Origin of the sequence: Bacteroides sp. 519 (assembly GCF_010500955.1) — a bacterium.
GTDB lineage: Bacteria > Bacteroidota > Bacteroidia > Bacteroidales > Bacteroidaceae > Bacteroides.
Map to the genome: position 1 here is coordinate 33,401 of NZ_QVMJ01000018.1, position 25,675 is coordinate 59,075.

The following is a 25,675-nucleotide window of genomic DNA, read 5'->3' on the forward strand; positions in this document are numbered from 1 at the left end:
TCAGTAAAATGAAAAAAAGAAATATAATTCTCAGTATAGCCGTTTCTCTTATTCTAAGTGGTTGTTTCGATTTGGATAAGATGCCCGAAGGACAGCTTTCTACGGCTACAGCATTTGGCACAACTTCCGAGATTTCCAAATATCTTAATCAGTTCTATCAGGATGGATTACGAACACAATCCGACAATGTGGGTGCTGCTTCCGGAATTGCTTTTGGAGATAACAATAGCGATAACCTGATAGTAAACTCGGTAAATACCCGTTTAGCCGGCGAATTACCTTTGAGTAGTGCTACTACCTTAGATAATTACAAGCAAATCCGTAATCTTAATTTCCTGATTAACAACTGGAACAATTGTACAGAAAGTGGCCCTGAACTAACTAATTGCAAAGGCGAAGCGTATTACTTTCGTGCATGGTACTACTATCGTATGTTTATTAATTATGGTGAACTAACTTGGGTAAACGAAGTGCTCGACCCCGTTCAGGAACAAATGGAACGCCCACGTGATAAGCGCACACTTATTGCAGATAGTATTCTGGCCGATTTAGACAAAGCAATTCTATACTTAAATGCCGAGAGCAACAGTGCTAAAATGCGTGTGCATAAAGATGTGGCTCGTGCCTTGAAAAGCGAAGTTGCCCTGTTCGAAGGTACTTGGGAAAAGTATCATAAAGCTAAAAATGATGAGTTTTACGATAAAACCATCACCGACGAAAAGATAAATAATTATCTTCAACAGGCAGCCGATGCAGCTAAAGAAGTTATGGACAGAAACGTTTGGGGCATATCAACCGGTAACCCGCTGACAGCTTACAGAGATCTGTTTATTACACTCGATCTATCAGCCAATAAAGAAGTACTTTGGTGGAAAAAGTATGATGCTTCCGATAATATTGGCCATTCTGTTACCCGCTACTTGAACAAAGGAGGCGGACTTACCGGAGTATCGGCTTCTCTTGTCAACGATTATCTTACCCGCGACGGAAAACCGTTTGTTGGTGAAGCATACAATGAAGCACAAAAAGTATATGGCGATGAGCTAATGCCAGAGTTACGCGACCCTCGTCTTTCGCAAACTGTATGTACACCAGGACAGGTGCTGCGTCCTAATAATGCCTATGTTTACGATTTACCTCCATTAAACGGAAACAGTTACGATCAAAACACTACCGGATATTCTTTACTAAAGTATGTAGAATTCAATACTACATACGAAGCCACTATTGACGGTGAACACAAAAGTCAGGCCCCAGCCATTCAGTTCCGTTACGCAGACATCCTGCTTAACTACGCCGAAGCATTGGCCGAGCTTAACGGTAGTGCCAATGCCGATAAAATTGCGGCAGCTTTGCAGCCCTTGCGTAGCCGTGTAGATATGCCCGAAGTTGACTTCGATCGTGAATATAATACTTCCGATGATTACCCATTTAAGAATCTGGATAAGTACATACAAGTTGTTCGCCGCGAACGCCGCATCGAAAAGGCATGCGAAGGAACCCGTCTTACCGATATTCTGCGTTGGGCAGCAGCCGATGAGCTGATTGTAGGCAAAACTCCTACTGGTGCTTTGTTTGTAGGTAGTAATCTGGAACAGAGCTATGGAAGCAGCCTCATTTTTGATAAAGAATCTGATAACAATCTATTCTTAACAGGAAAACCGGGTGATGCAAAACGATATATTATTCCGTTCAATAATAAAAACTATCCAGATGGATGGCAATTTAAAACCAATCGGGATTATTTATTACCAATCCATAAAGATATGATTTCATTGACCCAAAAACTGTGGGTACAGAATCCGGGATGGTAATATCAGTGAGATAAAAGGAGGTAGAGTGAGGTAAAAGGAGGTAAAGGAGGTAAAGAAGGTGTAGTAAAGATATATAGTTTTCAAGGGTTTTACTACAACCTTTTTTACCAACTCTACCTAACTTTATTAACTTTACCAACTTTATTAACTCTATTGACTTTATTGACTTTATTAACTTTACCAACTTTATTGACTAAAACTCATAACTTATGTCTAAATCTCTATTATTTTATTCCCTTACCGGGGCGGCGACCATTGCGTCGCTGTCCTCATTTACAGAAGGGCCAGAAAGTAAGAAGGGCGATAAACCCATGAATGTGGTGTACATTATGTGCGACGACCACTCGTACCAAACCATCAGTGCATACGACCAACGTTATGCTGTAACTCCAAACATCGACAGGCTGGCTGGCGAAGGTGTGCGTTTTACAAACAGCTTTGTTGCCAACTCTCTTAGCGGTCCCAGCCGGGCATGTATGCTAACAGGTAAACACAGTCATGCCAATGGATTTACCGACAACACTACAACTTTCGATGGTAGCCAACAAACATTCCCCAAACTACTGCAAAATGCCGGATATCAAACGGCAATGATTGGTAAATGGCATCTGGTATCAGAACCTACAGGTTTTAATTACTGGGATATATTAATTGGACAGGGCAATTACTATAATCCGGATTTTATTTGCAATGGCGAAAAACTGAATCGGAACGGATATGCAACTAATATCATTACAGACCTTGCAATCGACTGGATGGATGAGAAACGTGATAAGGATAAACCATTCTGTTTATTTATACATCACAAAGCACCACACCGCACATGGATGCCCGATCTTTGCGATCTTGACCTATACGAAGATGTTGTTTACCCTCTCCCCGAGAACTTTTATGATAAGTACGAAGGAAGAATGGCCGCATCGTTACAGGAAATGAGCATTATTAAAGACATGGATTTGGTGTACGACCTTAAAATGGCCGATAAAGAAAACGAAATCCACACAGCTACTCCTTGGTTAGAAAAAAGCGGCCGTTCGCTTTACAACCGGATGACCCCGGAACAAAAAGCTGCATGGGATAAGCATTACGAACCCATCATAAAAAAGTTTAAAGAAGATAAGCTTACTGGTAATGCCCTTGCCGAATGGAAATATCAACAGTACATGCACGATTATATGCGCGTTATCCACTCGGTTGACCGCAATGTAGGCCGTGTACTCAAATACCTGGAAGAAAACGATTTGTTGGAGAATACTATGATTGTTTACACATCCGATCAGGGTTTCTATATGGGCGAACATGGTTGGTTCGATAAACGTTTTATGTACGAAGAATCTTTCCGTACTCCATTATTGGTTCGTTTACCAGGTGGTAAGAAGGGCGATATTGATAATATGGTACAAAACATAGATTACGGACCAACTATACTTGACCTGGCCGGAGTTCCTGTTCCAACAGATATGCACGGAGTTTCTTTCTTACCATTGCTGCAAGGTAAAAAAGTATCCGGATGGCGTAACTCACTGTATTACCATTTCTACGAATTCCCTGCCGAACATGCTGTAAGAAGACATTACGGTGTACGTACTGATCGGTACAAACTTATCCACTTTTACAACGACATTGATAGTTGGGAACTATACGATCTGGAAAAAGACCCAACGGAAATGAACAACATTTTTGGAAAGAAAGGAACGGAGAAAATCACTAAGAAGTTGAAGAAAGAGATGCTGAAGTTGCAACTGCAGTATGATGATCCGATAAGGAAACGCTAGTATTCAAAAAAGTAACCCCGGGTTATGCTTTATTTTATTCACCCGGGGTATCCATCAACTACTTTTTACCTTTCACCTTTTTCCCATTAATATATAAATCCTTAAAAGTAACATCCTTTGTTTGTCCTGTAATACTATTCCCGTTTTCGGTTACATTATTGAAACGGGAATCTTCTACACTAATATTGTAAACACTTTCCGAATCGTCTAACCCAATAATCAGTACTCCATATTTACTCTTTTCGCTCGTCACGTTTTTAAGATGAACGTTACGCACCATCGGAACAAAATCGCGGCGGCAGTTTTCCCTGTTCTCATATTGAAGATTGATGCGCAGCACGGCTTCACGGCATTGCCCAACAGTAACATTGCGTACAAATACATTCTCAACCAATCCGCCGCGGCAGGTGCTGGTTTTAATACGGATAACGCGGTCCAGATCCGGACTATCCATTTGGCAATTCTCTACATATACGTTGCGGCAGCCACCCGAAATTTCACTACCGATAACCACCCCACCGTGACCATTTTTCATCAGGCAGTTGCGTACAATAATGTTTTCACTGGGAATATTCCATTTACGACCATCGTTGTTACGTCCTGATTTAATAGCAATACAATCGTCACCAGTATCGAACATACAATCCTCTATCAGTACATTTTTACAGGATTCCGGATCACATCCGTCGCCATTAGGACCCCGGTTGAATATTTGTACGCCCTTTACTACCAGATCTTCGCACAACAATGGATGAATCACCCAAAAAGGAGCATTCAACAGTGTAACATCCTCAATTAAAACCGTATTACAATAGTAAAAGTTTACCATCTGCGGACGCATACCATCCTCGGGAGTCATTATACGTTTATAGATAGGCACATTGGCTTCGTTATACATCAGTAACCTTTCGCGAGCACCGTTTCTTTGGGAAACCATTCCTTCGGCCCAACCATATCTGGCAGCCCCCGACATAGGCCACCAAGCCTCCGTGGAGCCCTGTCCATCAATAGTACCTTTTCCGGTAAGAGCTATGTTGGTTTCGCCATATGCATAAATCAGCGGACGGGCGTTGTAACAGTCAATACCTTCCCAGCGGGTAATAACAGCCGGAAAATAAAGACTCTGGTCTGTGCTGAACTTCAACGTAGCTCCCTCTTCAATGTGCAGGTTTACATTGCTCTTCAATGTAATTGGTCCGGTAAGGAATGTTCCCTTCGGAACAAGAACTGTTCCTCCCCCATTCAAACTGCAAAGTGTAATTACTTTGTTGATGATTTCATGGCAAGGTTCTTCATTGCCCGATTGTACACCATAATCTGTAATAGAATATACAGTTGCCGGAAACGATGTTCTTTTAATTTGCCTCTCAATTTCGGCAGCTTCCTTAAAAGCCTCCTCAATTATTTGGCTATACATTGGAAGAGCAAAAGTAAAAAGAGCGAAAATAGAAAAAAGGTACCTCATAGTAATTCTTTGTTGTTAATTGTTTATTAATGATGCGAAAATAAATATCCTCTTCCATATTAAGGGGGAAATATTGTTTCAAGAGGGGGATTTATTGCTTCAACTACAATAACAACTACAACAAAAAGAATGGAAGGAGTTGTTGCCAAAGGTACCGTATTCCACTGGCGTTTCATAATTAATGCACCTCCCCAGGTTACACTTCGCTTTGCTCACCCGGGGAGGCCCTATACTATTTTGAACTTAACTCTTTAAGCTTCTTGTAAACCATATCTGTGGTTTTATTTGTAGTAATTCGGATAATAATATCCCGGTTTTATATTTGTTCCGGTAGTCTTCTATCCCTTTTTTTGTCCACAGATACGAATATTCTTTATTCTCATAATCTCGTATAAAACAAGCAATATTATGGCGGTCATAAGAATTGAGTTCTTCAGCTGTAACCTCCTTGCCATCCAGCCATATTCTTTTATTTTTATTACTTTTAGCAGCATTCCATTCATCCTTGTTGGGGCAACCGGTTCTCATATAATTTAAAGGACCTATAAAATAGATGAAAATCTCCCCAATCTGCTGCTGTTGTTCCTTCGTCATTCGCAAAAAGATGGGATACAATGCTTTCCAATCTTCCTCCGATACATCTTTCGACTTCCAAATAATATGATTCCCGTCCACACCCTCTAAATATTTATCTATTGTTGCTTTGTAAGTGTTTATTTCCTCCGGGGTTACCCCACTTCCGGGAACAATGTATACATCCTCCGAATGAGTAACTGTTTCTTCTACTTTTACCTCTTGTGCTTCTATTTTTACAGAAAAAAAGCCAAACACAAGTAACATAGCCAGCAATCCTATGCTCCCTTTACACAAAGTTGTTTTTAAAGATGTTCTTTTTGTCATCATAATAAATCGTTTTTTAGTTACTAAATAATTGAAATAGCTGGCCAGCTTCAAATTATTATTTTTCTTTATTTCGTTTAAAAGCATGAGTTGGTAATCTGTTGCATTTGTTTGCATTATCACCTGTTCATCTGCCAAAAACTCATGATTTAATTGAATACACCTTTTATATATGTATATAACCGGATTAAACCAAAATACAATGGTAAGTAGCTCTATCAATAATATATCGAGCGTGTGTTTTTGATAAACATGTGCCAGTTCGTGCGAAAGAATTTCCGGTTTCGTTTCTTTATTGTAAAACTGATCTTTCTGGATAAATATATACTTCCAGAAACTGAATGTGAGATGTTTATTGTTCATCAAAACCAGTTTTGCATGCTTGTATCGGATTACTTCATTCTTGCTAACCAACAACAGTAGTTGAATAATATTGTAGAAATATCTCAAGAACAAAACAATAGCTATAAAAATGTACACATAAAAAATAGACTCCTTAATTGTAACGGACGACTTTTTTTCTTCAAATACATGAGTCGAAACATTTACTTCTGCCCCCGAAAGAGTTTCTTCATTAATCTCCATTTCAATTGCAGGTATATATTGGTCCCAAACAGGAAATGGAATAGAAGTGAACTCCAAACTAATGAAGGGAATAAGTAAAGAAAGAAAAAGACTTCCTATCAAATAAAATCTCTTATAACGGTGCATTTTTTCTTTTTCCAGAAACAAAAAATAAATCGTTATAAGCAATAAAGCACAAAGAGTCATTTTTATTAGATAAAAAATCATCATTTCTTTTTCTTTATTTCCTGATCGATTATTTCTTTTAAATTTTCCAGTTCGGAAGCAGACATATTGCTTGTTCTGGTAAAAAAGGAGGCAAATTGCAATGCCGAATCTCCAAAAAAGTCTTTGATTATATTACTTACGTGCTTCGAAAAATAATCTTCTTTTCTGATTATTGGATAATACTGCCTTGAATTTCCATAAGTTTCATAGCCAATGTACCCTTTATCCTGCATACGTTTTAATAAAGTTGCTATGGTAGATGCTGCCGGTTTAGGATCAGGATAATACTCGATTATATCTTTCATAAAAACTTTCCCGCTACTCCAGATATATTCCATTAGCTGTTCTTCGGTTTTTGATAGCTTCATAATTCTACAACTAGATATTTAATTCTACAAATGTAGAACATTCTTTTTATAATCCAAACTTTTGTAGTGTATTTAAGTGAATTCACTATCAACAAAAGAATAATGCAGGTGCTGGCATCATTCTCGCTTTTTTATAAATTTAAACGAAAAATAGAGAATACATAAAAGCAATCCCATAAAAATAGTCATACCCCAAGTTCTTGAATGAACAAAAGGGTTAAGAAATCTATCGCTAATGTCGAGTGCTAAACCAAATGGATTCTGGATAATATCCCAACTGTTCCAACGAAGGTATCGCCCTAAATAAACACCAAAGCTGCTCAAAAACAATAGTGATATTGAAACTATAGTAACATATTTCTGTTTCAGATACTTTGAAAGAATACGCTCAATATCCCATAAGCTGAAGAATCCAAAAAGTATGCCTGTCCACGCAAACGAGAGTATTAAAACCAAATCAAACCAAATTGGCATTGATAGTTTAAGTCTTAAATGAAACAAATCCGTAAGAATATAAGGGGCATTGGGAAAAAACAGCAACCAAACACAAATAACTAAGCCAATAATTATTTTGTTTTGTTGAATTTTGGGGTGTATTATCAACCAAGTGGTTAATAACCAAGGTACAAATGCTAAAAACAAATTCCAATTTAAGAATAAGAATGCTTTTGTGTCCGAGTAACTATATCTCAATATTGTTAAAGCAAAACAAAAAAGAGATAATCCACCCAAAAATAACAGTTCGTTTAAACGATTTGCGCTTTTTATTTTTTTCAACATAACAGTTCTGTTTGATTTTACAAATGTGATACTTCTTTTTTATAATCCAAACTTTTGTAGCGTTTTTATATGAAATATTTAATAGATATATTTGCCATATAATATGAAAACTCTCTCGCATACATTACTTAATGAGTTGAACGACAATCGTTTTATCGAAGTCTACAAACTACAGAATGCCGCAGATGCAGTATTCAATAATTACGTGCGTTATAACTTCCATCAAATTATCTGGTTTACTCAGGTTGGCAACAAAAATTCTTTATCGTTAGATTTTGAAGACCATAAAATATCTGATGATGAGATTGTTATCGTTTACCCGGGACAAATCGTGATGCTCGATATCCGAGACAAAGAAGGATACTTGTTTGCCGTTGACAATGAGAGTTTCTTTGATATAAACCAACATCTACAATCGGACTATCTAAACGGGTATTACTCTAATGTATTCATTATTCCCGATGCCGACACAAAAGAAACCCTCAACAAACTAATGGTACTTATTGCCGGGGAATGCGAAAATCAAAACCGGGTGAAATTAATGAAAAGCTATATGGAAGCTTTTCTCTTTCATTTAACTGCACTCTTTGCCAATGATAAACGATCGGAAAACATGCCCGACAGAACCATTGTAGAGCTACTACGATTGGCCGACTCTTCTTTTATAACCGAACGGGATACCGATTTTTATGCTGCCAGAATGGGATTATCGAATAAAAAGGTGAATGAAATATTTGCCAAAGCCACTGGAAAAACCATTAAACAGTACCTGCATGAGAGACTGGTACTTGAAATGAAGAAAGAGATACGCCTGGGCACCAAAAGCCTGAAAGAAATTTCTTTCGACCTGGGTTTTAGCGAACCAGCTTATTTTACACGCTTCTTTAAACTGCAAACAGGAATGACTCCAAGCGAATTTAAAGCAAAAACAGACGATTTGTCCAAGTGAAAGCACCATAACTGCAAGCCACGTAAGGCATATACTTTCTACTTTTGCAGTCAAAAAAAATAAGCGAATGAAACAATTTACTCTTACTCAGTGGATAGTTATATTAATCCTCTCACTTTTAACCGCCTTAGAACCATTAAGTATAGACCTGTATGTGCCCGGTTTTATTTTGATATCCGAAGCATTAAATACTTCCATTGCTAATGTTCAAATTTCATTATCAACCTTTTTAGCCGGCTTTGCGCTGGGACAGCTTTTCTGGGGGCCTTTGGCCGATAAGATGGGACGAAAAAAACCGATTCTTGCATCGTTGGCTATATTTATTGTTGCTACTGTTGCTTGTATGTATGTAAAAACGGTAGAACAACTTTGGATAGCCCGCTTTATACAAGCAATAGGTGGTTGCGGTGGTGTGGTTATTTCGCGTGCTGTGGTAACCGATTATTTTGATAAATCCAGTACACTGAAAATATTCTCTATCCTGGCGCTTATTATGGGTATTGCTCCTATTATTGCTCCGGTTATAGGCAACGGAATACTTAGCGTATTTACCTGGAAAGCATTGTTTGGTGCAATCTTAATTCTAGGCATTGCCATGTTTATATTTACTTGGTTTGGTTTGCCCGAAACACATAAACCAGGTATTGTAACCCCAAACACTAAAACAAATGTATTTGCCGATTATTGGAGTATCCTTAAGGTCAAGAAATTCTTTATTTATTCTCTTATTGCCGGTATAGCCAATGGTGCCCTCATGGTGTATGTAGCTAACGGACCGTTTCTTGTGATGGAAAAAGGAGGATTATCTGCTAACGCATTCAGCATTATCTTCGCTACAAATGCTTTTGGTTTGATGCTGGCATCTTACTTAACTACGCATCTGCAAAAATATATTCCGGTAAACAAACTGGTAAAACTAACAGTTACTTTTATGTTCGCTGTCAGCATTGTGTTGCTTGCATTAATGTATATAAATGTCAATATATACATCATGTTGGGCGTTTTGTTCTTCTATATATTCCCCATCGGTATATTGTTTCCTACTACTACAGAGCTAGCTATTACTCCTTTTACCGAAAATAGCGGCACAGCCTCGGCACTGTTCGGTTCTATTCAGCTTTTGGTTGCTTTTATTTGTTCTATACTATCCAATGCAATGAGCAACGGATCGGTTGTTACAGTGGGAATCGCGTTTCTGCTTTGTACCTTTGCTGCTTTTGCTACAATCTTTGTAAGGATAGAAGCAAAAGCAAAAACAGCGTTGGTAGAATAAACTATTCACCCACCTATTATTACAGTGGGGCATCCAATAGCGATATTACCACCATGGGCGGTTGGATCACCCATTCGGGCGGCAGGCTTTCCACCTATCATCACTGTTGCAGATCCCATGATGATAGAATCTGGAGGACCAGTACATACACAATTGTCGCCCATTACGGCGGCAGGGAGTTTACCTATTAATACAGTAGGAACTCCAGGGCCGATTATCGGTCCACCTACATGAGGAATGGGCGAAGGAAAAGCTGGAGTTTGCATGGGACATGTATGTAAATCTGTTATTCTTGCTGCTGGAGGCATAGATTCTTTATTTATGAATTAAAAATTAGTTTATCTTCACTATTGCACCTTTTACTACTGTGTTTCCTGATGCAGAGAATTCGGCGCTGGCAGTACCAGCCATTCTTAGAGTGGCTTGGGCTTTGCCTTCTATATTCATTCCCTGTAACTTGAGGTCTGCCTTTGCTTTGGTTTCAATAGCTGATCCTGCTTCGATTTTTATATCAGTTTGGGCTTTCAGGGTGATTGCTTTAGAAGATTCGATGGTGATTCCTTTATCGTTTAATTCTATTTTGTTTTTATTCTGATCAACCAAAGAAATTCCTTTGTCTTCGTCGCTGATTTTGATAATGTTTTTTCCGGGAATTTCGATAGTGATGACTTTTTTTTCATCATCAAACTCAAGTTTCATTTTAGATTTGGTAGTAATGGACTGAATGGCATTTCCCTCTTTCAGTTCATTTGAGGGAGGCATTGAACTGCTGTATAGTGTCCCTAAAATAACAGGACGTGCAGGGTCATTATTGAAAAATCCGAGAACAACTTCGTCATCTTTTTCTGGTATAAAAAACGAGCCGTAGGAGTTATTTCCCCAGAAATTGGCAAGGCGTGCCCAGAGTTTTTTTTCCTGACCTGATGAATCGGATATTTTTACTTCTATTTTAAATTCTTTATCGGGATCTCCTTCAAGTTTGGTAACAATTCCGGTTTGTAAGCCACCGTTTTCAATACTGCCTGTATTATAACTTGAAGTGGCTGAGTTGTTTTGTGATTCTCCTACCATAATATTTAAGTTTTGTTATTGCTTTGGTTGGGGGTAATAAACCAAAACAAAAAAGATAATATTTACAATATTAATAAAATAATAGCAAATATTATTATAGAAATAAGAATATTTTCAATAAACCCAATTTATGAAGAATGCGTATCTTTACCGCATTCTTACCAATAATAATAATTATGAAATACAAAGTACTTTATCTTGAGCTATTAGAAAAAGCGTTCAGGAATCACCACATTGATTGCCAAATTACAGAAAACACACTTTTCTTTCCACAACAATATATAGAAGCCACACTGGAATTTTTCGATCGAACCTCTTCCATGCTGATGGTACAAATGGATGTTACCTTTTCTATTGGGCTTGCCAAACATATTGTAGAGTCTGTTGCCGGATTTGGCAATACCCCCGAGGAGGCAATGGAAAATGCTTGGAAGAACTTTATAAATAACTGTTTCCATCCTATTCTGGGTGCCTTCTTTACCAACGAATTCGATGATCAGATTATACGCGAAGAAAAAATGATTGGCGGACAGAGCTACGAAGTTGTACGCAATCATCTTGGTATCAGAGGTAAACTACCCGAAAATTTCCACGATGAATGGCTCCACCAATTTGAAGAAGACCTTGCCGAATATCAATTTCCAGTAGGTATTCATTGGTTCCGGTTCTATTATGCGCAACATCAGCAACAAACCAGTGTATGCGAAGTGTTGTATGATAATTATGTGTGGAAAGAGATGCAGGAAAGAGCACTAAGTTACAATTACTGCCCCGGAGACGATTTCTATTCGGCCAGAGTATTGTATATTGCACAAAGCAAACCTGATATCAAACGAATGGCACGAATTATTGCACTTGCACAGGACGAAGAAGCAGCTTTGATTGAATACGGGCTATCTCCACTTGATGCCGCCAAAGCATATCTATTTATACAACATGCTTTTGGACAAGTACTTATAAAACGAATATTGAACAGGTGCTCTTTTTCCAACCAAGCTATTATTAACGATGGAGAAAACCAACATATTGTACCTTTAAATAATGAATTCTTTTACAGAGAAGCTTTATCGCTGGGTGAAACTATATTTAAAGAAGGAAACTCGCGCGATATTGAATTACTCAAATCAATAGGAATCAGCAGTGCAGAATTCAACGCCCTGAATAATGCACTTAAGGAAGGAGCATCATTAGAGGGTCTTGAAGGTGCTTCGTTTGCTGATGCAAGGATGGAAATTCCCGGATATACTTGTTGCTAAGAAAATAAGTAGCCAAACCCCATAAATTAACTTCGAATTACGCACAAAATAACTATCTTTACTGTTGTTTCCAGATGGGCTTTCTATAAACAGCCAATTGGCTGTTTATAGAAAGCTATTAGGTTGTTTATAAAAAACTGATTGGCTGTTTATAACCAACCAATAAAGATACAGCACATTTAAAAGTTAAATACAGCACAATTTGAAGTTAATTTCTACAGTATTTGAAGTTAATTTCTACAGTAAGTGGATATTCATAATTAGTTTTGTCTAATCCATTGTTAATGAATCCCCTATGGGGATTTATGTTTATTTGTTTTGTTTTTCTATTGATATGAATGCCCTCTGGGCATTAGCTGCAGTCCATATTGCATGCAGTTGCCGGCATCGCCGGCGATGCCTAGGGCTGAATTAAGTCGGGCTTACAGCCCGTAGAACGCGGATTGTAAACAATGAAAAAAATCTTCCGAACATGACTGTGCAGTTGCCCGTAGGGCATTCATATCAATAGAAAATAACATAATGACACAACTCTTAATCCCCATAGGGGGATTCATATATACTCAATACACTTGATAAATTATACGATTATGGCTTACTATGATTTAAAAAAGAAACCGTCTCTTACAACCAAAGAAGGTGAGAAAGAAGTATTTTACCCACAAATGGTTACTGTGGGCACCCTTCCGGCCGACGATGTGGTAAAAATAGCCGCTCAACATACTGGCTTTAGTCAGGCTGATATTCAGGGAGTACTTTTAGCACTCTTTGATACAACAACCACTTGGATAAACCGGGGCTACCGGGTAGAATTAGGAGAGTTTGGTTATTTCACGGGAAAAATAAAAGGCCGATTGGTAGAAAAGAAAACGGATATTCGTGCCCCATCAATTCGATTTAATAATGTCAACTTCCGCCCATCAAACAATTTTAAGAAAGCATTAAACGGTGAGTTGCAACGTGTTCCATCCATAGGTTTTCAACAATCTACTAATTATAATATGGAAGAACTGGAACAGATGTTAATGAATTATCTGGATAAGAATAATTTTATTAGCGTTGCCAATTACACCAGATTAACCGGACGACTGAAATGGAAGGCCACAAAAGATTTAACGTTTTTCGTTAAAAAGGGCATTATTGTTAGTCGGGGAACAGGAAACCAGAAACATTATATAAAAGCGAAAGAGGAATGACTTCAAAAAACAACACTTTCATTATAAGCCTGAAGGTCATAACTTTTCTGATATGTCTCATTATCTTCAACAATACAGTGTTGGGACAAACTGTAATTGAAACCAAAAGAATCGATTTTATTGACTTGGACAATGAGTTGATTTCACTTGACAATATAGTCACAATCGAACCCGAGACATTTGAACAACTGTTCGAAAAAAGAAGATATACAATACACTTAGAAGAGAAAGAAGAACGGATAGAACTATCCAAATTCAACAAAGATCATTTCATCATTTATCATTATTCCTATGATAGTAGTGCCCGGAAATGGAAGTTGAGCCAAGGAAAGATGCAACTCTTGGAGTTTTGTTATATAAAAACGGCAAACAAATACGTTATAAAACTATTAAACGAAGAGCCGCAGTACATAATTCCTTTGGAGAAAGGATTTGTTATTACCAATCCTTATCATGACCGGAAAATTTCTGAAATTATAGCATACAATAAAGCATGCAAATTAACGACAAAAGAATTATCGGAACTGATTAATCTTTTTGGAGGACAAAATTTCCAACATTTATTAAAATACCAGATTAAAAAAGAAGACGACGGATATGCTATGTATAACAGACTTGGAGTAAATGTGCTACCAGAAGAAAGATATGACACCATTGTTTATGCAAATCGAAACTTTGTAACACAAAAGAAAAACAAACCCATTATCTTCGGACTGAGTCTGGAGCCAATGCCTATAAAAAAACTGAGAACTGTATATATACAGCATGACCATATTACAGGAATAGCTGATAACAAATTGTTTAGTATATTGGGAGAGGAAGTACGTTATGCAAAAAACAAGGATTGCTGGCAAAGAAAAGACCCCGAACACTTAGACAACCTCAATATACACGATGTTATACCCCCATCGGCCACATCTTACGTTATAGAGAAAAAAGATGATTTCTATTACATTCGTAACACGAATGGGAATTCAGGCGATATTCGTATTTGGAATCCTCATATTGATTCCCTATATTTTCGGAATAAGAATACATACTGGCATAGGCAAGCCGACCTGAATCATTTTCAGCATGCAGATTTTCTGTTTAAGAAAGACGGAAAATATGGATTGGCCATATATGGGTACAAAAGCGCGCTCACTTTGGAACAGGTATTACCACCTGTTTTTGACAATATAGAGCCATGTGCCAATTTGGATGATATTTTTAATTACTATCCGGATGGAGATCGCAGAATGTATTTAGATAAAGATGGCTTGGTGGGGCTGTTTCCTCTTCACACCGATGTACGATACCGCAAACTGAAAGTGTATGCTGTATTTGCTCGCTTTATGCTCCCCGATGGCAGAAAGGGCTGGCTCAATACATTTACTGGGGAAGAATTTCTTGACGAGTAATGGACTACTCTAAAAAAATGGCATAACCAAATCCTTTCTATCCTTATCAAACGAATACAATACCGACGGATTATATGGACTGGAATTCCCTGGCTCATCCAATTGTACCAACATTCCTGTTGATAGAATTTTCCGTTGAAAATTGCGCCGGTCCAAAGTTTTACCTAGAAAAACTTCATATATTTTTCTCATTTCGCTCATTGTAAACTTTTCCGGTAATAATTCGTAGGCAACCGGAACTACAGGAAGCATAGCACGTATTATTTCCAGAGAAGTTTTAATGATATTCTCGTGATCGGAATACAGTTCGGGCAGATGATCAATGTCGAACCATTTGGTTACATCCTCTTTTACGAATGACAGGTTGACTTCCTCATATTTAACAAAAGCATAATACCCCAAACTTACAAACCGTTGTAAAAACCATTTTCCGGCATCATCGGGTTCCCGTCCTTTATCCAGATACTCTACATTTTGCTCTATCTTTGTTCGTTGTGGGTTGCTGAACAAGTAAAACTGCTTAAGATAAATGTTACTTAGCCCTGTACGATTAGTCAAAATACGTGCGGCAGCTTCATCCGAACTCTCATTCTTCATCATAAACCCTCCTGGCAATTGCCAGTATTTGCTTATATCAAACTGATTTAAAAGCACTCTCAGCTTCTTTTTATAAAAACTGAATACTACACAATCTACCGAAAATCCCGGATGTATATTGTCTGCTGTGTAGGGGTGAAATAAATTTATGCTTGTCATTGTATAATAACGTAGGTATATGTTTTTTAGTGCCTACAAACTTACATGAAAATCTGTATATTTTCAAGTAACATAATAAGAAAATCAAATTGGATCCGGAATAAATCTGCGTTTTAATAACGCAGATTTATGTTTGAAAACATATCTGTGTATTTTTAACGCAGAAAATTTGCATCCGACTAAATTCACTACGTATATTTGCGTCATGTTAACGCAGATTAATTAAAAAATAGAACCCATGAAAAAAGTTTTTTTATCAATAGGAATCGCACTGTTAGCAGTGAATGGTTATTCGCAAGGATCGGGAAATTACCAGATCGTTAACAATAACAATGGACCAGCATTAGGATATTCTATGCAATCGGGTGTAAAAATACTTACCGTAGACGGACTTAAGTTTAAAGATCTGAATAAGAATGGCAAGCTTGATAAATACGAAGACTGGCGCCTGTCGGTTGACGAACGCGCCAAAGACTTAGCCTCGAAAATGAGTGTGGAACAAATTGCCGGCCTGATGTTGTATAGTGGACATCAATCGGTTCCTGCCAATGATTTTGGATTTGCAGCAGGTACTTACAACGGAAAGCCTTTTTCGCAAAGTGGTGCAAATCCGTGGGATCTGTCGGATGCTCAAAAGCAATTCCTGAAAGACGATAATCTTCGCCATGTACTACTGGTAGGAGTTCAAAGCCCCGAAATTGCTGCAAAATGGAACAACGAGATGCAGGCTTATGTAGAAGGAATTGGATTGGGTGTTCCTGCCAACAACAGTTCCGACCCTCGCCACTCCGGGCAGGTAACTGGTTCTACTGTTGCCGAATTTAATGCGGGAGCAGGTGGTGAAATATCTGTTTGGCCGGATGGTTTGGGAATGGCAGCTACTTTTGACCCCGACGTGGTAAAGAATTTCGGGCATATTGCAGCGCAGGAATATCGTGCTTTGGGTATAGGCACAGCCCTTTCGCCACAGATAGACCTCGCCACCGAACCACGCTGGTATCGTGCCAGTATGACATTTGGCGAAAGTCCGGCACTTGCAACCGATATGGCACGTGCATATATCGACGGTTTTCAAACTTCGACCGGGAAAGATGAAATTGCCGACGGATGGGGATACAAAAGTGTAAATGCAATGGTAAAACACTGGCCAAGCGGTGGACCCGAAGAAGGTGGTCGTGATGGACATTGGGCATTTGGTAAGTTTGCTGTATATCCTGGTAATAACTTTGAAACGCACCTGAAACCTTTTACCGAAGGAGCATTTAAACTGGATGGAAAAACAAAGATGGCATCGGCCGTAATGCCTTATTATACCATATCTTATAATCAGGCAAAAGATGGTACAAATTTGGCGAACGGATTTAGTAAATACATTATTACAGATTTACTAAGAGAGAAATATAACTACGATGGTGTTGTTTGCACCGACTGGATGATAACAGCAGATGAAGGTAAAAGTCCTGGTGACTTTCTTGGAAAACCTTGGGGAGTAGAAACAAAAACGGTTGCCGAAAGACATTACATAGCCCTTATGGCAGGTATGGATCAGTTTGGTGGTAACAATGAAATGGGGCCGGTTATCGAAGCCTATAATATAGGTGTAAAACAACATGGCAGGAAATATATGCGAAACAGATTTGAACAGTCGGCCGTACGCTTACTGAAAAACATTTTCCGCCTTGGTTTATTCGAAAATCCGTATCTCGATACTCAGGAAAGTGCCCGGATAGTTGGTAATCCCGAATTTATGCAAGCTGGTTATGATGCTCAACTCAAATCGATTGTAATGCTTAAAAATAAAGGAAATATTCTACCTATCACAGACAAGAAAACAGTTTATATTCCCGAAATTTATTCGCCTTCGGTAAAAGATTGGTGGGGTAACTGGTCAAAACAAAGTCTGCAAATGCCTGTAAATACAGATCTTCTGCAGAAGTATTACAATATAACAGACGATCCATCAAAAGCAGACTTTGCCATTGTATTCATTTCGGGCCCTTATAGCAATAACGATGGCGGTGGATATGATAAAAACGACTATAAAGCAGGCGGTAACGGATATGTTCCTATCACTTTACAATATGGTACATATACTGCCGAAGATGCACGCACACATAGCATTGCCGCAGGCGATCCTGTTGTAGCCCCAACAATAACAAACCGTTCGTACAAAGGAAAAACTGTTACCGCATCGAATACAATGGATCTGCAAATGGTACTGAATACAAAAGAAATGATGGGCGATAAACCTGTGATAGTGGTTGCTAATCTATCCCGCGGAATGGTTTTCAATGAATTTGAGGATAAGGTTGATGCTATCCTGGTTCGGTTCTCGGTAAAAGAACAAGCTGTTTTGGATATCATATCGGGTAAATACGAACCATCGGGATTATTACCTATGCAAATGCCTGCCAATATGTCGACTGTAGAAAAGCAGTTTGAAGATGTACCTTTTGACATGGATTGCCACAAGGATACAGAAGGAAATGTATACGACTTCGCATTCGGGTTAAACTGGAAAGGTGTGATAAAAGATGCACGCACAGAGAAATACGGAAATAAATAAAATTCAAAAATCAGACAAGCCATGAGAAAAACATTAAAAAATATAGGATTACTGCTTGCGTTTACAACCCTATGTATCAACACAAATGCACAGAGCAAAGCTAAAAGCGACTCTCTAAAAGTGTCTGCAACCGAACAGGGTAGCGACCGGAATGTGATGCTTAACGCTGCATCGGCAAATGCAGGTCCGCGTAATGTTAATATCGGACTTCCCGCCAGTGTAGGCGGAACAACTGTTCTTGAAAACGACCTGCCTGTTGTGTATTTCTTCTGGCCCGAAATGCCATTTAAATCCTGGCGTATGGATGGCATGACCAATGGGGTGAAGCTGCTCGATCTGGGCCAAACGGCTATCAACATTGGTGATGTAGGTTTTTCGGTAGGTACATATGATAACCTGGGAACGGATAAGTTTCAGGGAAATATATCCTTAAACTCCAATCACTTCGGGTTGCTGAACAGTACCGGAAATATTAGCGGTTCTTTTGGAAATGGCTTCAAATATTCGGTTGGTGCATTTGTAAACTTCGACCCAGGCACCTATAAGGTTAACAAGAATAACATAGACAGGTATGTAAACGACCAAACACAACTCTATAAAGTGGCGTTGACCAAGGATTATACCTTTGGCAAAGGTAATGGAAGTATATCTGCTTTCTATAAGTTTGCCGATTCCAAATCAATGACCATGCAGCAATATGCACCGTACCAATATCATCTGGATGGTTCCGTGTCGGAACTTGATGGATTCAAGATTGGTAGTGATAATTACATTGTTGGCCAGAAATTTAATGTCAGAGATGCCAACACTGGAAATATCGTAGAACGCGACGCGTTGAAAGACTACGGTTCACGCTCTCATACACTGGATTTTATTGGGAAAAACAAATTCGACAACGGACTCAATTTTAATTACATTGTACGATTACACTCGGCTAAGTCGGGATTATACATTCCGTTTATGACTGGTATTCAGGAAGAAACCTATACCGACGAAAATGGTAACAGCCATACCGCCAACCTGCAAGGAGTAATGGCGTTGGCCTCCAGAAAGACACCTATAAAATCGCTTACTAGTTTGTTTGAACTGGGTAAAAAGTCGGGTCGGCACGATTGGAAAGTAGGACTTAACCAGTGGATATATGACATTGACCGGTTCACCACCGAAGGAGTGATTTACAAACAAACAGTCGAAGTTAACCCCAAACGCGTAAATGGCAGTGAGGTTTACGGAATTATGGAGTACCACAATGGTACAGAAAACAAAACTGCACTTTTTGCTACCGACCAATGGGATGTGTCGGACGTTGTTACCCTCAACGCAGGTATCCGGTTAGAATATCAAAGCCTGCGGGGAGACTATATCAACAATAACGATATTAAGAATGACATTGCCTATCTTGACAACAAGAAAACAGACATCACCAAAGACTGGTTTAACAAAGCTTTCATGATAAGCGGAGTTTACAAAATGACTAAAAGCTTTGGTTTGTTAGCCGAGGCAACCTACAATGAGCAGGCAGGACATCTTGAAAATTATTCGGCAGGGAACAACCCGAACCTGAAAAAATCGAAAATACCGGGAGCAGGCTTCGGAGTGTTCTACAATCACCCTTTGGTTAGTGTGGTTTCGAAAGCAACCTACATTAAACGGGACGAATACCGTTCGACAGTGAACTTTACCAATCCTAATAATGTGAATGATGTTGTACGCAAAAACGTATCTTACGATATTGAAACCATTGGCTGGACTACCGATGTTATGGCAACCCCATTCAAGAACTTCAATCTTCATTTGCTGTTTACATTGCAGGCACCCAAGTACAAAAACTATTCGGGAACTGTTGATTTTGGTTCGGGACAACCGCAGGTTAATTACAACTTTAATGATAACACAGTGACAGGTGTTTCAAAAATGCTCATAGAAATTGACCCTAGTTACCAATGGAATAAGCTACGCATATGGGCCAGTGCCCGCTATTTCAGCAAGGAATATGCTAACCTTACCAACTCATTATACTTCAAAGGACGTTGGGAAACATTTGCCGGACTGAATTACAATGTAAACAAGAACCTGGAAATAACCGCTTCTGCTGTAAACTTGTTGAACCAACGTGGTGCTCAGGGAACTATTTCGGGTGCCGACTTATACACAAAAGAGGAAGCCCAAAATATGGAAGGGGCTATTCTTTCAGGAACATACATTCGTCCTTTCACTGTAGAATTCGGAGTGAAATATAGATTCTAAACAGACATGGCTATTAACAAATAGCAATTTTATTGCAGAGGCACAGAGTAGCTATTAACTACCTGTGTCTCTGCGTTTTTACGCCTATACATAAGGCTTTTTCGTTAACAGTTTTTTGAAATAATCATTAAAAAAACAGATTTTAGTTTCTGTTTATAGAAAAAAGGATTTATATTTGTCGCGAAATATTAAGAATTGAGGTTAAAAGAGAGAATAAAACCTCATAAGCATATTAAGATTATTGAAGATACAGATTTAAGATTTAATTGATACTAAGATGTTAGTATCTAAGCATTTAACCAAACCTATTAAGATTAAAATTATGACTATAAAACCATTAGTATCTACTATTAGTGTCTACTATTGCAATGATTCCTCATCATTTACTCCATGCATTTAAACTTTTCATTTATTACATATTTTTTTATTTAAAACTTTGATTATGAAAAAGAATTTCCTATTAGGATTTGCATTATTAATGGCTACTAGTGCTTTTGGGCAGGAAACTCCTACCGAAGGAAAAGCATTAATCCAGAATTCATTTAAACATAACTGGTTTATTCAGTTGCAGGGTGGTGGTTCTTTAACTTTTAGCGAAGACCACAAAAAAACAAGTCTTACCGACTTTATTGCTCCTCATGTTGCCCTTTCGTTAGGAAAACATTTTTCTCCAGCAGTAGGAGCCCGTTTACAAGTTGGCGGATGGAGATCGAACAACTACAGTGCAGCATTAAAAGATACTTATAAAAGAGAGTACCTACAGGTAAACTTTGACGGTATGCTGAACCTGATGAACGTTTTCACTCCATATACACACGAAAAAGCGTTCAACTTATATGCTTTGCTTGGTGCTGGTTACGTACATGGTTTCAAAAATGAAGACATGAACATGAGCAGAACAAACAGCATTGTGCCAAGAGCAGGATTAATGTTCGATTTCCGCGTTAGCAACCGCATTAACCTAAACCTGGAAGCAGTAGGTAATTTGATGTCGGACGAATTTAGTGGAATAACCAGAGGAAGAAAATACGATGGTACACTAAATGTTTTGGCTGGTATCACATTTAAATTAGGAAGAAGCAGCTTTGATACTGTTGAAGCTATTGATCCTAACGAAATTAACCGCTTAGTTAACGAAGTAAGATCACAACAATCACTTGTTAACGACCGCAATGCAACAATCAGCGAAAAGAACTCTGAAATTGCTGACCTGAAAAACAAACTGGCAAGCAAACCAGATGTAGTTGTAGAAAAAACTGTTGATGAAGAAGTAGTAATGAACGCTGTTGTAGTATTCAAAATTGGTAGCTCACAATTGCAGGATAATCAAGAAATTAACATCTACAATGCTGCTAAATACTTCCAGGAAAATCCGAACATGGATGTTCGTATTACCGGATATGCAGACAAATCAACTGGTAGCGCTGCTACAAACCAACGCATTTCGGAACAACGTGCTGAAGCTGTTAAGAAAATATTGGTAAGCAAATACAAAATTGATGCTTCACGTATTACTACCGAAGGTAGCGGTGACAAAGTTCAACCGTTTACAAGCGATGCTTGGAACCGTGTAGCTATCTTTACTGCTGTACCAAGAAAGAAATAAAAGCGCGAAAGCGTAAAAGCGCGAAGGCGTAAAAGGATGAAGGCGCGAAAGGAAATGTTAACCTTTCGCGCCTTTTTCTTTCGCGCCTTCATGCCTTCATGCTTTTACGCCTTCGCGCTTTCGCGCCTTTACACCTTCACGCCTTCGTGCCTTCGCGCTTTCGCGCTCTCTTCTAATTCATAAAACATTCTTCCGTTGACACTGGAAATCCGGATTTTGTTTTCCCGTAGCAACCATCCTAATGCCAGGAAGATGACATCCTGTCCGTAATGGGTTGCTTCACCTATTCCCCGAAGGTCTAATTTTCCTCTGTTTGCAAGGAGATGCCATAATTCTCCTGCCCGTTCTCCAATTTTATTCTTCATCATAGCCTTAATTATAGTTTGGGTTAGTAAAATATGAATGTTTGATACACTAAAAATAAGGCTTGTTTCTGATAATTAAAAGACAAAAATTGTTACGATTCCATTATTTTACTTTGTTTAAAGCACTTTTTGCGATTAAATGGTTACGGACTGCATTTTTTGACATTTATTGATAGGTGCTAAGTATAAACTATATACCTTTTGGGGTTTGTTCTACATATTTCATTGTTCCATCAGGATTGTAATACAACTTATCTACACAAACACTGCGGCGTCCGATTGCTCCGGCATGTCCATCTAAAGTAAGCACGGCATTATGATAGAAAAGATACCATTGGTCTTTGAACTCTATAATTCCCGGATGAATAGTAAAGCTGTTTTCTGCCATTCCGGTAAGTTCACCATGTGGTGTCCATGGGCCTTTCATTGACGAAGCCGTAGCATACGAAATGGTTTCCCGACCTTCTCCCATCGAGGCATAAGTCAGATAATAAATGTTGCCACGTTTATGCAACCACGGACCTTCTGTAAAGTTAGGCACATCCACCTCTTCAATCTGCCCATCAATTTCAATCAGGTTTGGTTTCAACTTGGCAAGAAAACAGGTTCCGTTACCCCAACAAAGCCATGCCTCGCCGTTATCGTCAATAAAAGCGGTTGGGTCAATATCGTTCCACCAACCACGAGGGCCATTCGAGGTCATATCGTCGGTAATAAGCGGTTTTCCGATGGCATCTTTGAAAGGTCCCGTTGGGCTATCTCCTACGGCTACACCAACAACTTTACTGTTATAAGGTTCGCCCGCCTGAACGGTGGTATAATAATAGAATTTTCCGTTTCTTTCAATAACCTGCGATGCCCAAGCCTCGCCTATCCCCCATGCAAAGTCGGTTGGTCTTAGTACGGAACCATGATCTGTCCATGTCTGCATATCATCGGTAGAATAACACAGCCATTCTGTTATATTAAATTCTTTTCCACCAGAAGCGGCATCTTGTCCTTCGTAATATTCATCGTGTCCTACATACAAGTAAAGTTTTCCATTGTATACCAATGGTGCCGGATCGGCTGTAAACTTATCTTTAATCAAAGGGTTTCCCGTATTTTTGAAAGTAGAGAGATTAGTGCTCTGTTGCGAGCAACCCATAAGCAAACAAATACTGCAAATCAGTAATGTGATTTTTTTCATGATTGATGTTTTTATAATTATTAGTTTTTACTCAAGCATTTCCACATTACAAATGTATTCATTTAACTCCATCCTAATCTGTATTTTGTTACACAAACATTTATATATGTTACATATATGTGTTACAGCATCTAAAAAAGATTGCTACGAATACTCAACTCCGCCGAATTGAGTAAACGCAGCGTCACAAACGAACAAAGTCAAAATAGGTTAGGTTTCAAATTAATTCATAGATATTTGTGCAAAGGTAGAAGAGATAAATTGGAGAAAGCTTAACAGATTAAGAAAACAAATAACAGACAAACAATAGCACTAAAAACAGCCCACATGAACTTAACAGATTAACAAAATAGATAACAAACAAACAAAACGCATGCTAAATGAGCCTGCTTATAAGAAACACAAACAAAAAAAGAGTAATTTTACACCTGAATTAGCATTAAAAACATGTTTAAAACCAGTACAATATTTATACCTTTTTTTGTTTCGATGTTTTGGATGGTTTTCTTTCTCCTGAACTGGAAAAGATATTCACGTTCGCAACACATCTGGACAGTAGCTATGGGGCTTATTACTATTTCTATGGGTATAGCTGCATATTATTGGCAGGATAACAAAGACTACAGCCTTTATTATAAGTTAGATATTATCGATAGTCTAACTACGCTTTCTTTTGTTCCGGTTATATTTTTATATTTCAGAGAAGTAACAGGCGATAAGAGTAAGATGGGTTCGAAAATGGCACTACTGTTGTTATCACCACCCATTTTAGCTGGAATAATTGTGAGCATTGTTTACTTACAGATGGGCAATGAACAAGCTACCAGTTTTATGAAAAGTTTAATAGAAAACCAAGAATATATTGTATACGATAACTCCAAAGTATGTACTCAAATATACAAGATAGCAAACGCATATGGCTACACCTCATCGTTGCTTGCACAAGTAACGATTGTGATTATTTACGCCACTCATCGTTTATTATTCTATCGCAAACAGTTGGATGATTTCTTTTCGAATATAGACGATAAATCAATGGAGCACCATTGGGCTGTGTTATGGGGGTTGATAGCATTATTAATACTCACATTGGGTATCGGTGTGTCGGGCTATCTGCTTTTTATTCAATATGATATTTGGGTATCTGTTGCTTTGACTACTACTGGAGTTATTCTATATTATATTTGTTACCACGTTTCTCAGGCACACTATACTGCCCAAAATTTTGCTTTGGAACTAATCAATACGGAAGACGAAGAAGTGCCGGAACCAGATAACGATGGCGGCAATCATAGACTTCTGAATAAGTTTAATCAGGTTATTGATGAAGATAGAATATTCCTGCAGAAAAATCTAAGGGTTGACGATGTGGCTTCTTTGGTTTGTACAAACCGAACCTATATTTCTCGTATTATAAAAAACGAATATAACTGTAACTTCTGGACATTTATAAATCACAAACGCATTGGCTACGCCAAAGAGCAAGTACAAAAGAACCCATCACTTACCATCGAAGCTCTTTCCGAAATGTGTGGTTTCTCACATGGAACTGCCTTTAGCCGTGCCTTTCGCCAATGCGAGGGGATAACTTTCAGGGAGTGGCAAAGAAATGTACTAAGCCAAAACCCGGATGAGCCGCAGAGTTTGTAAGTTAAGCGCTGAAAGTGCGTTCGATTTAGCCCAGCTATCCGCATGGTGAATCCCTTGGGATTCAATTTGAATAACCCCCAGTGAAGGGCGAAGCCCGACTGGGGGCAAGTCAATACATACACAGTCTGAACCCNGGGTTCAACACCTTCGGCGTTGTGAGTTATAGGGATACGCATCCCCCCAGTCGGGCTTCGCCCTTCACTGGGGGTTATTCAAATTCAATCCCTTCGGGATTTCTTAACTTGATGACTGGGCGT

At 38.6% G+C, this 25,675-nt stretch carries 20 protein-coding genes; 11 read left to right on the forward strand and 9 right to left on the reverse strand.

Annotated elements, in window-relative coordinates; genetic code table 11:
- Positions 1 to 8 precede the first annotated feature (8 nt).
- Both D0T85_RS14935 and D0T85_RS14940 read left to right on the forward strand, forming a co-directional pair.
- Complete coding sequence (locus tag D0T85_RS14935) at positions 9 to 1,814, forward strand: RagB/SusD family nutrient uptake outer membrane protein (protein WP_163214328.1); 1,806 nt, start codon at positions 9 to 11, stop codon at positions 1,812 to 1,814.
- A gap of 209 nt (positions 1,815 to 2,023) precedes the next feature.
- Positions 2,024 to 3,589: a sulfatase gene (locus tag D0T85_RS14940; protein WP_163214329.1), complete on the forward strand. Its 1,566-nt coding sequence runs from the start codon at positions 2,024 to 2,026 to the stop codon at positions 3,587 to 3,589.
- A gap of 58 nt (positions 3,590 to 3,647) precedes the next feature.
- Here D0T85_RS14940 and D0T85_RS14945 read toward each other — a convergent pair whose 3' ends face one another.
- The 4 genes from D0T85_RS14945 to D0T85_RS14960 form a co-directional block, all read right to left on the reverse strand.
- Entirely contained in the window at positions 3,648 to 5,006 is a 1,359-nt protein-coding gene (locus D0T85_RS14945) for a glycoside hydrolase family 28 protein (RefSeq protein WP_239060741.1), read from the reverse strand.
- A gap of 291 nt (positions 5,007 to 5,297) precedes the next feature.
- On the reverse strand, positions 5,298 to 6,749 hold the full coding sequence (locus tag D0T85_RS14950; RefSeq protein WP_163214331.1) for a M56 family metallopeptidase: 1,452 nt from the start codon (positions 6,747 to 6,749) through the stop codon (positions 5,298 to 5,300).
- Entirely contained in the window at positions 6,746 to 7,114 is a 369-nt protein-coding gene (locus D0T85_RS14955; protein ID WP_163214332.1) for a BlaI/MecI/CopY family transcriptional regulator, read from the reverse strand. The genes D0T85_RS14950 and D0T85_RS14955 overlap by 4 nt, the downstream gene beginning before the upstream one ends.
- A 117-nt stretch (positions 7,115 to 7,231) precedes the next feature.
- On the reverse strand, positions 7,232 to 7,894 hold the full coding sequence (locus D0T85_RS14960) for a DUF1361 domain-containing protein (protein ID WP_163214333.1): 663 nt from the start codon (positions 7,892 to 7,894) through the stop codon (positions 7,232 to 7,234).
- Positions 7,895 to 7,997: 103 nt separating this feature from the next.
- Between D0T85_RS14960 and D0T85_RS14965 the strand changes: the two genes are divergently transcribed.
- Positions 7,998 to 8,843: an AraC family transcriptional regulator gene (locus D0T85_RS14965; RefSeq protein WP_163214334.1), complete on the forward strand. Its 846-nt coding sequence runs from the start codon at positions 7,998 to 8,000 to the stop codon at positions 8,841 to 8,843.
- Between the two features lie 67 nt (positions 8,844 to 8,910).
- Positions 8,911 to 10,116, forward strand: coding sequence for a multidrug effflux MFS transporter (locus D0T85_RS14970; protein ID WP_163214335.1), 1,206 nt, complete (start codon positions 8,911 to 8,913; stop codon positions 10,114 to 10,116).
- Between the two features lie 5 nt (positions 10,117 to 10,121).
- On the opposite strand, the gene D0T85_RS14975 is transcribed toward D0T85_RS14970, so the two are convergent.
- Both D0T85_RS14975 and D0T85_RS14980 read right to left on the reverse strand, forming a co-directional pair.
- Entirely contained in the window at positions 10,122 to 10,424 is a 303-nt protein-coding gene (locus D0T85_RS14975; RefSeq protein WP_163214336.1) for a PAAR domain-containing protein, read from the reverse strand.
- Between the two features lie 25 nt (positions 10,425 to 10,449).
- Positions 10,450 to 11,187 carry a phage baseplate assembly protein V gene (locus tag D0T85_RS14980; RefSeq protein ID WP_163214337.1) on the reverse strand — a complete coding sequence of 246 codons (738 nt, stop codon included), beginning with the start codon at positions 11,185 to 11,187 and terminating at the stop codon, positions 10,450 to 10,452.
- A gap of 176 nt (positions 11,188 to 11,363) precedes the next feature.
- Here D0T85_RS14980 and D0T85_RS14985 point away from each other — a divergent pair, with 176 nt between their 5' ends.
- The 3 genes from D0T85_RS14985 (at position 11,364) to D0T85_RS14995 (ending at position 15,039) form a co-directional block, all read left to right on the forward strand.
- Entirely contained in the window at positions 11,364 to 12,443 is a 1,080-nt protein-coding gene (locus D0T85_RS14985; protein WP_163214338.1) for a DUF6348 family protein, read from the forward strand.
- A gap of 590 nt (positions 12,444 to 13,033) precedes the next feature.
- Positions 13,034 to 13,639 carry an HU family DNA-binding protein gene (locus D0T85_RS14990; RefSeq protein WP_163214339.1) on the forward strand — a complete coding sequence of 202 codons (606 nt, stop codon included), beginning with the start codon at positions 13,034 to 13,036 and terminating at the stop codon, positions 13,637 to 13,639.
- Positions 13,636 to 15,039 carry a hypothetical protein gene (locus tag D0T85_RS14995; protein WP_163214340.1) on the forward strand — a complete coding sequence of 468 codons (1,404 nt, stop codon included), beginning with the start codon at positions 13,636 to 13,638 and terminating at the stop codon, positions 15,037 to 15,039. The genes D0T85_RS14990 and D0T85_RS14995 overlap by 4 nt, the downstream gene beginning before the upstream one ends.
- Positions 15,040 to 15,048: 9 nt before the next feature.
- Here the strand turns inward: D0T85_RS14995 and D0T85_RS15000 are convergent, their stop codons facing one another.
- On the reverse strand, positions 15,049 to 15,795 hold the full coding sequence (locus tag D0T85_RS15000; protein ID WP_163214341.1) for an NUDIX domain-containing protein: 747 nt from the start codon (positions 15,793 to 15,795) through the stop codon (positions 15,049 to 15,051).
- A 238-nt stretch (positions 15,796 to 16,033) separates the two neighbouring features.
- On the opposite strand from D0T85_RS15000, the gene D0T85_RS15005 reads away from it, so the two are divergent.
- The 3 genes from D0T85_RS15005 (at position 16,034) to D0T85_RS15015 (ending at position 22,214) form a co-directional block, all read left to right on the forward strand.
- Positions 16,034 to 18,361 carry a glycoside hydrolase family 3 N-terminal domain-containing protein gene (locus D0T85_RS15005; RefSeq protein ID WP_163214342.1) on the forward strand — a complete coding sequence of 776 codons (2,328 nt, stop codon included), beginning with the start codon at positions 16,034 to 16,036 and terminating at the stop codon, positions 18,359 to 18,361.
- 21 nt (positions 18,362 to 18,382) lie between these two features.
- Positions 18,383 to 20,608 (forward strand): TonB-dependent receptor domain-containing protein, encoded by a 2,226-nt coding sequence (locus D0T85_RS15010; protein ID WP_163214343.1) that lies wholly within the window; start codon positions 18,383 to 18,385, stop codon positions 20,606 to 20,608.
- A 442-nt stretch (positions 20,609 to 21,050) separates the two neighbouring features.
- Positions 21,051 to 22,214, forward strand: coding sequence for an OmpA family protein (locus D0T85_RS15015; protein WP_163214344.1), 1,164 nt, complete (start codon positions 21,051 to 21,053; stop codon positions 22,212 to 22,214).
- 128 nt (positions 22,215 to 22,342) lie between these two features.
- Here the strand turns inward: D0T85_RS15015 and D0T85_RS15020 are convergent, their stop codons facing one another.
- Both D0T85_RS15020 and D0T85_RS15025 read right to left on the reverse strand, forming a co-directional pair.
- The gene (locus D0T85_RS15020; RefSeq protein ID WP_163214345.1) at positions 22,343 to 22,582 is read right to left on the reverse strand and encodes a winged helix-turn-helix domain-containing protein; all 240 of its coding nucleotides are present in this window, start codon (positions 22,580 to 22,582) and stop codon (positions 22,343 to 22,345) included.
- Positions 22,583 to 22,769: 187 nt separating this feature from the next.
- The gene (locus D0T85_RS15025) at positions 22,770 to 23,768 is read right to left on the reverse strand and encodes a glycoside hydrolase family 43 protein (RefSeq protein WP_163214346.1); all 999 of its coding nucleotides are present in this window, start codon (positions 23,766 to 23,768) and stop codon (positions 22,770 to 22,772) included.
- A 447-nt stretch (positions 23,769 to 24,215) separates the two neighbouring features.
- Here D0T85_RS15025 and D0T85_RS15030 point away from each other — a divergent pair, with 447 nt between their 5' ends.
- A complete protein-coding gene (locus tag D0T85_RS15030) occupies positions 24,216 to 25,418 on the forward strand; it encodes an AraC family transcriptional regulator (protein ID WP_163214347.1) in 1,203 nt (400 codons plus the stop codon).
- The last annotated feature ends 257 nt before the right edge of the window (positions 25,419 to 25,675 follow it).